The organism is Pelagibius litoralis (assembly GCF_011683915.1).
Classification (GTDB): domain Bacteria; phylum Pseudomonadota; class Alphaproteobacteria; order Kiloniellales; family Kiloniellaceae; genus Pelagibius; species Pelagibius litoralis.
In genome coordinates this window covers 37,549-50,238 of record NZ_JAAQPH010000030.1, presented here as the reverse complement: position 1 = coordinate 50,238, position 12,690 = coordinate 37,549, and the positions used below count along the sequence as shown (strand labels likewise).

Below are 12,690 nucleotides of genomic sequence, written 5' to 3'. Positions count from 1 at the left end.
GCCAGCGGCGACGACGTGGTGGCGGGCGATGCCCAGGCGATCTCCACCGGCGGCGGCAAGGCGACGTCCCAGGCGACCAACGGCAACGACTCCGTGGTCGGCTCGGTCGGCAACGACATCATCTCCACCGGTGGCTTCGACAATGCCAACGGCCAAGGCGACCTGGTGGCCGGCGACTCCATGGCCGTGAGCACCGAGGACGGCGGTACGGCCGATGCCTATGGCGACAATACCGCCTGGAACGCGACAACGGCCGGCAACGACAGCATCACCGCCGGCGAAGGTAACGACACCATCTCCGGTGGTGCCCTGGCGACGGCGGCGGCGGCGGCCCTGGCGGTTCAGACCAATCTTGCCGAATTCGGCGGTTCCGCCGGCAACGACACGATCAATGCCGACAGCGGCACCGGCGGTTACGGCGACGAAGTCGCGGGCGATGCCATGGCACGCTCGGAATCCGCCCACGCCCAGGCCAATGCGGTGAACACCGCCGGCCTTCAGGGTCAGGGCGGCTCCGCCGGCAACGACAAGATTGATCTCGGCTCCGGCGCCAACAAGGCTGCCGGCGACGCCATGGCGGTGAGCGAGACGGGCACGGCGACGGCCGATGTCGACAACACCGCCTTTGATCCGAGCGCGGTGGCCGGCGACGACACCATCAACGGCGGTTCCGACGGCGACATTCTCGGCGGCGGCAGCCAGGCGCGGGCGCTGGGCACTGGCGCGGATGCCGGCATGGCCACGGCGATCACCGACAACCTGGCCTATGGTGATGAAGCCCGGGCCGGCAACGACGTCATCAATGCCTTCGAGGGCGCCGACACCATCGCCGGCGATGCCCATGCGCTGTCCTTCGGCGGCGACGCCACGGCGACCGGCACCAACACCGCCGGCGACGGCGGCGAGGGCGGCGACTCCTTCAACCAGGCCGGCAACGACCTGATCGTCACCACCGATGGCGGCGAAGGCGCCGGGGATATCATCTCCGGTGGCGCCCAGGCGGGTGCCGCGGGTTTAGCCTATGCCGAGCAGACCAACCTGGCCCTGGGCGGCGAAGGCTTCGGCGTCAACAACAAGGCCGGCAACGACACCATCTTTGCGGCCGGCGGCGACAACACCGTGGCCGGCGATGCCCAGGCCATCGGCCTGGCCGACGGTGCAATGGCGCAAGCCTACTCGGTCAACACCGCCGAAGGCGGCGAGGGCAACCTGGCCGGCAACGACACGATCTCCGCCCTTGAGGGTGCCGACATCATCGCCGGCGACGCCCAGGCGATCTCCGACGGCGATGCCTACGCGAAGACCAACAACTCGGCCATCAACGGCTTCCTGAACCGGGCCGGCAACGACACCATCACCTCCGGCGATGCCGGCGACTATGGCGATCTGGTGGCCGGCGAGAGCCAGGCGATCAGCGCCAGCGGTATGGCTGAGGCCTACGGCGACAACGTTGCCACCGGCGACATTGTCGATGCGGGCAACGACTCCATCACCACGGGCAGCGGGGATGACACCATTTCCGGCGGTGCCCAGGCGATTGGCGAGACCTCGGCCTTCGCCAAGCTGGTGAACATGGCGACCGGTTTCTTCGCCCGCTCCGGCAATGACTCCATCCAGGCCGGTGAAGGCGAGAACTATGTGGCCGGTGAGGCCCAGGCCATCGCCAACAACGGCGATGCCACGGCGGTCGGCGAGAACACGGCCAACACGGCCAACAGCTTCGCCGGTAACGACACCATCGTGGCCGGTGATGACAACGACAGCATCTCCGGCGGCGCCCAGGCGGTTGCCAGCGGTGCGGCGACGGCGACCAACACCAACCTTGCCTTCGGCGGCGGCGTGGCCGGCGACGACGACATCACCTCCGACGGCGACGCCAGCGGCGACGACGTGGTGGCGGGCGATGCCCAGGCGATCTCCACCGGCGGCGGCAAGGCGACGTCCCAGGCGACCAACGGCAACGACTCCGTGGTCGGCTCGGTCGGCAACGACATCATCTCCACCGGTGGCTTCGACAATGCCAACGGCCAAGGCGACCTGGTGGCCGGCGACTCCATGGCCGTGAGCACCGAGGACGGCGGTACGGCCGATGCCTATGGCGACAATACCGCCTGGAACGCGACAACGGCCGGCAACGACAGCATCACCGCCGGCGAAGGTAACGACACCATCTCCGGTGGTGCCCTGGCGACGGCGGCGGCGGCGGCCCTGGCGGTTCAGACCAATCTTGCCGAATTCGGCGGTTCCGCCGGCAACGACACGATCAATGCCGACAGCGGCACCGGCGGTTACGGCGACGAAGTCGCGGGCGATGCCATGGCACGCTCGGAATCCGCCCACGCCCAGGCCAATGCGGTGAACACCGCCGGCCTTCAGGGTCAGGGCGGCTCCGCCGGCAACGACAAGATTGATCTCGGCTCCGGCGCCAACAAGGCTGCCGGCGACGCCATGGCGGTGAGCGAGACGGGCACGGCGACGGCCGATGTCGACAACACCGCCTTTGATCCGAGCGCGGTGGCCGGCGACGACACCATCAACGGCGGTTCCGACGGCGACATTCTCGGCGGCGGCAGCCAGGCGCGGGCGCTGGGCACTGGCGCGGATGCCGGCATGGCCACGGCGATCACCGACAACCTGGCCTATGGTGATGAAGCCCGGGCCGGCAACGACGTCATCAATGCCTTCGAGGGCGCCGACACCATCGCCGGCGATGCCCATGCGCTGTCCTTCGGCGGCGACGCCACGGCGACCGGCACCAACACCGCCGGCGACGGCGGCGAGGGCGGCGACTCCTTCAACCAGGCCGGCAACGACCTGATCGTCACCACCGATGGCGGCGAAGGCGCCGGGGATATCATCTCCGGTGGCGCCCAGGCGGGTGCCTACGGCCACGCCGCGGCGACACAGACCAACCTGGCCCTGGGCGGCGACGGCGGCGAAGGCTTCGGCTTCGGCAACAAGGCCGGCGACGACACCATCGTGGCGGCGGGCGGCGACAATATCGTCGCCGGTGACGCCCAGGCACTGGGCCTGCCCGGCGTGGCGGACACCACGGCCACGGCACTGTCCTTTAACACCGCCGACGGCGGCGAGGGCAATTCGGCCGGCAACGACACCATCTCCGCGCTGGAAGGAGCCGACATCATCGCCGGCGACGCCCAGGCGATTGCAGACAGCACGGCGATAGCTGCTGTTACCAACATGGCGACGACTGGCAACGACAATCGGGCCGGCAACGACACCATCGATGCCGGTGAAGGCAAGAACACGCTGGCCGGCGAAGCGCAGGCGATCTCCTACTCGGCCGATGCGGATGCCGACGGTATCAACACAGCGACCGGCTACGGCAATGAGACGGGTGACGACCTCATTATCTCCGGCGATGCCGACGACACAGTCTCAGGCGGCGCCCAGGCGATCGCGGCGACGGTTGCCGATGCGTTCCAGCAGAACATCGCCAACAACAGCGCCGATGCCGGCAACGACACCATCAATGGCGGCCTCACGGCCAATGGCGGCGAAAACGAGGTGGCGGGCGACGTCCAGGCGATTTCCGGCGATGTAGCGACAGCCTATGGGATCAACTTGGGCAACGGCGGCGAGGCCGGCAACGACGAGATCACGACGGGCGATCAGAACGACAGCATCTCCGGTGGGGCCCAGGCCAAGGGCGTGAACACCGCCACCGCCACGCAGAACAACACTGCGCTGGCCGGCGGCGATGCCGGCAGCGACGTGATCACTGCCGGCAATGGCGAGAACCGGATTGCCGGTGACGCCATGGCGCAGGCGACGGGTGACGGCGGCACGGCCACGGCGACGGCCAACAACATCGGTGCGGGCGCGGGCAACGACACCATCAACGGTGGCGACGACAACGACACCATCGCCGGCGACGCCCTGGCCATCGGCGACAACGTCTCCGCGACCGCCAACAACGCGGGCGGCGGCAACAATCTCATCATGGCAGGTGCCGGTACCAACAAGGGCGGCGGTAACACCTGGACGGTGGAAACCCTGGGCGGCTCCACTTCGACGACCAACAACACGGCCAACGGTGCGGCGGTCATGTCGGGCAACGACACCTATGTCGGCGGCGGCACCAACCTCTTTGCCGGCGACGCAGGCGAAGAATCGGAGGCCGGTGTGGCCAACGCCGAGACCAACAACGACGCCGACACCGGCGGCTCGGCGGGCAACGACACCATCACCACGGTCGGTGGCAACGACACGCTCTCCGGCGGCTCCCTGGCCCTCGGCGTGACCGGGGCCATTGCCTCCGTCCAAAACCTGGCAGACACGCTGGGCACGGCAGGCAACGACACCATCACCTCCGGTAACGAGACCGGTAGCGGCGGCGACGACGTGGCCGGCGATTCCTGGGCGAAGGCCGACAACGAGAACGAAGGCGACATTCTTGCCGAGGTCGACAACACGGCGGCGACCGGCGGTTCGGCGGGCGATGACTCCATCGACGCCGGCGAAGGCGACAACCGGGTTTCCGGTGAAGCCACGGCCGATGGCCCGGGTGCCGAAGCCAATGTGGAGAACACCGCGACGGGCGACGACTCCGTGAATGGCGCGACCGCCGGCAATGACAACATCGTCACCGGCAGCGGCAACGACACGGTTTCCGGCGGCGCCCTGGCGGCCGGTGCGATGGCGCTCGCCACGATCATCAACAAGGCGGCGGCCTCTCTCGGCCTGGCGTCTGCCGGCAACGACACCATCGCGGTCGGTGACGGCGCCGACAAGGTCGCGGGCGATGCCCTGGCGACGGGTGACGATGCGGTCTCCTCGGCGACCAACGAAGCCACGGTGACCGGCGACGACACGGTCGAGGCCCAGGCGGGCAACGACAGCATCGATGCCACGGTCGGCAACACCGGCGACGTGCTGGCGGGCGATGCGGCCAGCATCGGGACCGACAGCGGCAACGCCACGGTGATCAACACCGCGGACGTGGCCGACGGCAACACCGGCACGGCAACGGCGGGCAGCGACACCATCAACGCTGGTGGCGGCAACGACACCGTCTCCGGCGGCGCGCTGGCGGAAGGTGAAGACGTCCTGGGCGTCCAGGCCCGGGCCGACAACACGGCCACGGTCGGTGCCACGGGAACGGCCGGGGCCGGCAACGACGACATCAACCTCGGCGGCGGTGCCGACATCGCGGCGGGCGACGCCCTGGCGACAGGCCTTGACGGCAGGGCGGTGGCCAATAACACGGCGACCTCTTCCGGCGGCACGGCGCTGGCCGGTAACGACGATATCGATGCCCTCACAGGCAGCGACGGCGACGTTCTTGCCGGCGATGCGGCCAGCACGAATACCGGCCGCGGCAATGGCACCGGCGGCAGTGCCAACGCGAACAACAAAGCCTTCGCCAGCGACTACGGTGATGCAGCGGCCGGTGACGACACCATCCGGGCGGGCGACGGCAACGACACGATCTCCGGCGGTGCGCTGTCGGCGGGCGAAAACGGCCAGGCCAGCACTAACAATAGTGCTACCGCTGAATTCGGCGGTACGGCCTCCGCCGGCTCCGACGATATCTTCGGCGGCGCCGGCGAGGAGATCGTGGCTGGCGACGCTCTGGCGACAGGCAGCGAAGGTGGAACTCTTGCCCTTAACACTGCCACGGCCCGCGTCAGCTTCGATCGCGGCAACCTGGCCGAGGCCGGCAACGACCTGATCGACGTCAGTGACGATGAAAAAGGCGACCTTGTCGCCGGCGAAGCGGCTTCCACGAGCGATAGCAGCTTCAGCGCCCGGGCGTTCAACACGGCGGATGCAGTCTTCAACAGCAACACGGCCAGGGCCGGCAACGACACCATCCGGGCGGGTGCCGGCAGCGACACCCTCTCCGGCGGCGTGCTGGCGGCGGGTATCGCGGCGGTGGTCGGCGATGTCGTGGCCGATATCGACAATAAGGCGACGGCGAACTTCACCGGCGCGGCTGCCTCAGCCGGCGATGACTCCATCGAGGCCGGCGCCGGTGCCAACACGGTGGCGGGCGATGCACTCGCGACCGGTGAGAAGGGCAAGGCCGACGTCAATAACAACGCGGCTGCCAGGAACGGGGCCACGGCCACGGCGGGCAACGACACCATCTCCGCTGGCGACGACGACGACGTCATCGGCGCTGACGTCCTGGCGACCGGCGTCGACGGTGTGGCCGTGGTGCTGAACACATCCTCGGCCAGCTCTTTCGCTTCGGCGGGCAGCGACAGTGTCAATGCCGGTGGCGGCAACAACGTGGTGGCCGGCGATGCGGCGGCGACCGGTGTCGGCGGCACGGTGGAGCAATCCAACGTGGCAACGGCGGGCGAGGGCGAGGCCCACTCCGGCGACGACGACATCACCACCGGTGACGGCAACGACAGGATCGCCGGTGAAGCCCTGACGATCGGCAGCCTCGACGGCAGCAATTCGGCCAGCACCACCGGTGCGACCGGCGCGGCCTATGCGGGTAACGACACCATCACGGCGGGCAACGGCGAGAACACCGTCTCCGGCGGTGTGTTGAGCGAGAGCGGCGACGCCGCCATCGACAACTCGGCCGATGTGGTGATCCACGGCGGTGAAGCCTATGCCGGCGACGACGAGGTGCGTACCGGCACCGGCAACGACCTGATCGCCGGTGAGGCCATGATCACCGACCCGACGGGTGACCTGACGGCGACCGCCAACAACGACGCCAAGGCGACGGCGGGTGGGGAAGGCTTCGGCCTGGCCTCGGCCGGCAACGACCTGCTGGTCGCCGACAAGGGCGATACGGCCGGCGAGTACGGCAACGACACCGTCTCCGGTGAAGCCCTGACGGGCCCCGATGCCGGCGGCAACGGCAATGGCGCGACGGCCAACAACTCGGCCACCGCCACTCAGGGTGACGACGGCATCGCGCTGGCACTCTCCGGCAACGACAACATCGTGACCGGCTACGGCGACGATGTGGCCGCCGGCGAGGCGCTCACCATGAGCGAGCTTGGCGTTGCCCTGGCCAACAACGACGCCACGGTGAATGCCGACGGCGCCGAGGGTGCGGCGGTGGCCGCGGCCGGCAACGACATCATGGAAATGGATGACGGCAACAACACCGCCGCCGGTGACGCCATGGCCACGGGCGAGAACGGTTCCGCCCAGGCCGACAACGACGCCACGGTGGACAATGCCTTCGGTGCGGCCCTGGCCGGCAACGACATCATCCTGAACGGTGAGGACGGCAACGACACCCTCTCCGGCGATGCCCTGGCGACCGGTGCGGGCGGAACGGCCCTGGCCGACAACACGGCGAGCGTGACGGGCACCGGCGAAGGCGACATCGACTTCCTGGATCTGGGCGGTTTCGGTAGCTTCATCGGCGAGCTGGAGCCGGGCCTGGCCCTGGCCGGCAACGACGTCATCTACGGCGGCGGTTACGGCGCTGGCGACGGCGGCGAAGGCTTCGGCGGCGACCTGATCGCCGGTGACGCCCTGTCGTCCGATGCGGCCGGCGGCAATGCCGATGCCAACAACACGGCGACGGTCAGCGGCCTCAACGGCGGTGTCGGCGTGGCCCTGGCGGGCAACGACATCATCGTCACCGACTACGGCAACGACACCATCGCCGGCGATGCCCTGGCGGCGGGTGCCGATGCGGATGCCACGATCAACAACACGGCTTCGGTGATCGGCGGCGACGCCGGTGCCGTCGGCAGCCTGGCGGGTGCCGGCAACGACATCATCTTCAGCCAGAGCCTCGGTGAAGATCCGTTCGCGGGAAATGAACGTGGTGACGGCTTCGGCGGGACCGGCGATCTGATCGCGGGCGACGCCATGAGCCTGGGTGAGGACGGCGATGCCACGGCCAACAACACGGCCACCATCGACCCGACCGACAATGCCTATGCCACAGTCGCGGTGGCGGGCAGCGACCTGATCTTCGCGGGTCAGGGCAACGACACCCTCTCCGGCGGGTCCCTGGCACAGGGCGACGGCCAGACGGCGACCACCAATAACGAAGCCTCCGTGAACGGCGGTGCCGAGTTCGGCATCAACGTGGCGGTGGCCGGTGGCGACGTCATCGACTACGACGGTGGCTTTGGCGGCTTCGGCTACGACGGTGGCGAAGGCGGCGACCTGGTGGCCGGCGACGCGCTGGCGACCGGCGATGCCGAGACGGTCGAGGGCGAAGACGGCCCGACCGAGCAGGCGGCCCGGGCGGAAGCCAACAACACGGCGACAGTGACCCTCACCGGCGGCGAAGGCTACGCCTCCGCCGGCGACGACGGCATCGGCGCGGCGGCCGGCGGGCTCTTCGGGGTCGGGGGCTTCGGCCCCTACGGTAACGTCCTGGGCTATGTCCTGGATGAGATCGCCGGCATCGAAGGCGGCGAGGGCAATGACACCATCTCCGGTGACGCCCTGGCCTCCGGCGCAGACGGCGTGGCCGAGGCCAACAACATGGCCACGGTTGAGGTCACGGTGACCGACAGCGGTTTCGCCTTCGGTTCGGCCACGGCGGGCAACGACGTCATCGACGGCGGCAATGGCGACAACCTCATCGCCGGTGACGCCCTGACCTCCGACGAAGACGGCGGCGACGCCACGGTGAACAACACCGCGACGGCAACGGGCTCGGCAGACGGCGCGGAAGGCTTTGGCGACAGCGTCGCCCTGGCCGGCGCCGGCAACGACTTCATCCTCGGCGGTTTCCTCAGTGACACCATCTCCGGCGGCGCCCTGGCGGCCGGCGAGGATGCCACCGCCATGGCCAATAACTCGGCCACGGCAACGGCCCTGCCGGGCAGCGGCTTCACCTTCGAGGGGGCCGAGGCCGGCAACGACACCATCCTGGGTGACGGCGAATTCGGCTTCGGTTCCGACATCCTGGCCGGTGACGCCCTGGCGACCAACCGCAACGGCACGGCCACGGCCAACAACACGGCTATGGCGATGGCGGCGGTTCTCGGTTTTGGCGCTGTAGCCTCTGCGGCGGCGGGCAACGATGACATCAGCGGGGCCGGCGGCCAGGACACCATCGCCGGTGACGCCATGACCTCTCACGAGGACGGCGGCGATGCCACGGCCAACAACAAGGCCGATGGCGAGGGCGATACCTTGGTCTTCGCCTTTGCCGGTGACGATTCCATCGATGCGGGTTCCAGCAGCGATGAGGTGGCCGGTGACGCCCTGGCGGCGGGCGAGGGTTCAGAAGCCCTGGTCAACAACATGGCGACCGCGAGTGGTTTTGCTGTGGCCTCTGCCGGTAGTGACCAAATCGAAGGCGAAGGCAGCAATGACACCATCTCCGGCGGCGCCCTGGCGACCGGCGCGGATGGTGTGGCCAACGCCAACAACACGGCCACGGCTTCGGGTAATGGCGTTGCCCTGGCCGGCAACGACTTCATCAGTGGCGGCGACGGCGACGACCTGTTGGCCGGTGACGCCATGACCTCGAATGACGAGGGCGGCAATGCTACGGCCAACAACCTGGCGACCGCGAACGACTTTGCCGAGGCCGCGGCCGGCAACGACCTGATCTTCGGCGGTAGCTCGCAGTTCGACCAGGATAACAGCAACGACACCATCGCTGGTGACGCGCTGACGGTGGCCGATGGCACCAATGCGGAGGCCAGGAACGATGCGATCGTTAACGATCTCGGCGCCGGCGCCAAGGCGGGTGATGACACCATCTGGGCCGGCAACGGGGACAATCGCGTCGGTGGCGATGCGGTGACCCTGGGCGAGGGCGCAGTTGCGGAGGCCATCAACCAGGCCGCCGGTGCCGGCGCTTCGGCGGGCAACGACGAGATCAACGTCGGTGACAGCAGCGGCGCGGTCGAGTTGGTCCAGCCTGGCGGCGATGGCGGCGAAGGTTGCGCGGTTCCGCTCTCCAGGATCTCGGGCGATGCCCTGGCCACCGGTGACGACGGCGAAGCCTTTGCCACCAACACGGCACTGCTTCTTGCCGGTAACGAGGACGGCGATCACGAGGCCGGTAACGACACCATCAATGCCGGCAACGGCGGGCACACCATCGCGGGTGACGCGCTGGCGACCGGCGAAAACGGCAACGCGACCGCCAACAACAACTCAGGCAACCTGAATGCGGCGGCGGTGGCCATTGTCGGCAGCGACTCCATCACCTCGGGCGACGGCGATGACCTGATCTCGGGCGATGTGATGGCGACCGACGGCGGCACGGCGGCCCTGACCAGCGATGGTGACAGCGCGCCCTTCGGCTCCAGGGTCAGCTCCGACACCATCGACGGCGGTGGCGGCAACGACACCATCGCGGGCGATGCCCTGTCCATCGGCGGTCTGGCCTTCATCAACGGGGCCGGCGACGACTCCATCGACGGCGGCGCAGGCAACGATCTCATCGCCGGTGACGCCCTGGCGCTGAAGGGCGGCACGGTCCAGATGGACGACGACCAGGACGCCGGCAACGACACCATCGACGGCGGCGACGGCAACGACACCATCTACGGCGACTCCAACGACGTGAACGACGACGTCGGCGGCGACGACGTGCTCTACGGTGGTGCCGATGACGACCTGATCTACGGCGGTGCCGGCAACGACTTCCTCGACGGCGGCACAGGCAACGACGAGCTTCACGGCGGATCGGGCACCGACACTCTGGTCGGCGGAGAGGGTAGCCAAGACACCCTCTACGGCGGCGAGGATGGCGACCTGATGTACGGTGACAACCTCGGCAATGTCTTTGGTGCCAACGGCGACGACGACATCCTATTCGGCGAGGGTGGTAACGACACCATGTACGGCGGTGGCGGCAACGACACCTTCTACGGCGGTGCCGGTGACGACCTCATGTACGGTGGCGAAGGCGACGATGTCTTCTACGTCGACTCGATCTTCGACGTGGTCTACGGCGGCGGCGGCAACGACACCGTGATCAGCACCGTGAGCGTTGATCTGGGTGACTTTGACGGTGTCGAAAGCGTGATCCTCGAGGGCGTCGGCGATGCCAACATCCTCGGCGACAACGATGCCAACACCTTGGAGGGCAACGACGGTAACAACAACATCCAGGGCCTCGGCGGCAACGACACGCTGATCGGCAACGGCGGCAACGACACCCTGAACGGTGGTGCCGGTGCCGACTCCATGATCGGCGGCGACGGCGACGACTTCTACTTCGTCGACGATGCCGGCGACGATGTGGTCGAGGACTCGAACGAAGGCAACGACACCGTCAGTTCCTCGCTGGTTACCTACACGCTGACCGCCAACGTCGAGAACCTGATCCTGACCGGAGGGGCGATCCGAGGCATCGGTAACGGCGAAGACAACGTCATCACCGGCAACGGCCTGGACAATGTCCTCCAGGGCCTCGGCGGCAACGATACGCTGATCGGAAACGACGGCAACGACACCCTGGACGGCGGGACCGGCGCCGACTCCATGACCGGCGGCGACGGCGACGACTTCTACTTCGTCGACAATGCCGGCGACGTGGTGACCGAGTCCCCGAACAACGGGACGGACACCGTCTTCGTCTCGTCTATCCTCAGCTACACGCTGACGGACGACGTCGAAAACCTGACCCTGAGTTTCGTCGGCGGCACCGTCGAGGGCATCGGCAACGATCTGGACAACAAAATCTTCGGCAACGAGCTCGACAATAACCTTGAGGGCCTGGCCGGGAATGACACCATGCTCGGCAGTGGCGGCAACGACACGCTGGACGGTGGTGACGGTGACGACAGCATGAGAGGCGGGACCGGCGACGACACCTACATCGTCGACTCGGCCGGCGACACGGTGGACGAATTCTTCGGTTCGGGGACAGATCTGGTCATCAGCTCGGTTGACTTCGACCTCGATACCGATGTGTCCGGTGGTGACGTGGAGAACCTGACCCTCGTGGGGACGGCGACCACCGGCACCGGTAATGATCTCGACAACGAGATCACCGGCAACGGCGGAGACAACATCCTGATCGGTGGGGCTGGTGCCGATACCATCATCGGCGGTGGCGGCAGCGACATCATCACCGGCGGTGCCGGCGACGACACCATGACCGGTGGTTCGGGCAACGATGAGTTCATCTTCGGGCTCGATGTGGCGGCCGGCGATGTGGATACCATCACCGACTTCGCGCTCTTCCCGGGTGAGACCGACCTGCTGGATCTGGGCGAACTGCTGACCGGGGTTACCGATACCGGGGCCTTCCTGACCCAGGCTGGCGGCCACATATCGATGAACCACGATGGTACCAGCACGACGATCACCATCGACTTCGACGGCACCGGGATTGGTACCGACACGTCGACCATCGTTCTGGAAGGTGTCGACCTGAGCATCGAAATAGGTGGAACCGATGCGGACATCATCCAGGCGATGCTCAATAACGGAAACCTGGACGTTCTCTAAGAGCAGTCCAGAGCTCCACAGCCTTAAAGGGGCCCGGCGGGAAACCGCCGGGCCCTTTTTCTTGGGCGATTCGGGCCGGGCCGTCGATCTGGCCGTCGATCTGTAGGTAAGCGGACAATCATCAGGTCTGCAGCCGCACCCGGCGCTTAAGCCTTCGCTGAAAGGGTGGGCTGCGGCCCTGGTCACGCAATCTGCTGGTTTGCATCGCAGCAAACACACACATAATTCTCTAATTGTCTCATTTAGATTCCTAGCTTTTCCGGGCTGATCGCCGGAGGTTTGCACGTCGGCGTTGCAGGTTTTCCG

1 protein-coding gene is annotated in these 12,690 nt (G+C 67.6%); it reads left to right on the top strand.

Annotated elements, in window-relative coordinates:
- Positions 1 to 15 precede the first annotated feature (15 nt).
- Complete coding sequence (locus tag HBA54_RS25875; RefSeq protein WP_205944923.1) at positions 16 to 12,384, top strand: hypothetical protein; 12,369 nt, start codon at positions 16 to 18, stop codon at positions 12,382 to 12,384.
- Positions 12,385 to 12,690: the final 306 nt, after the last annotated feature.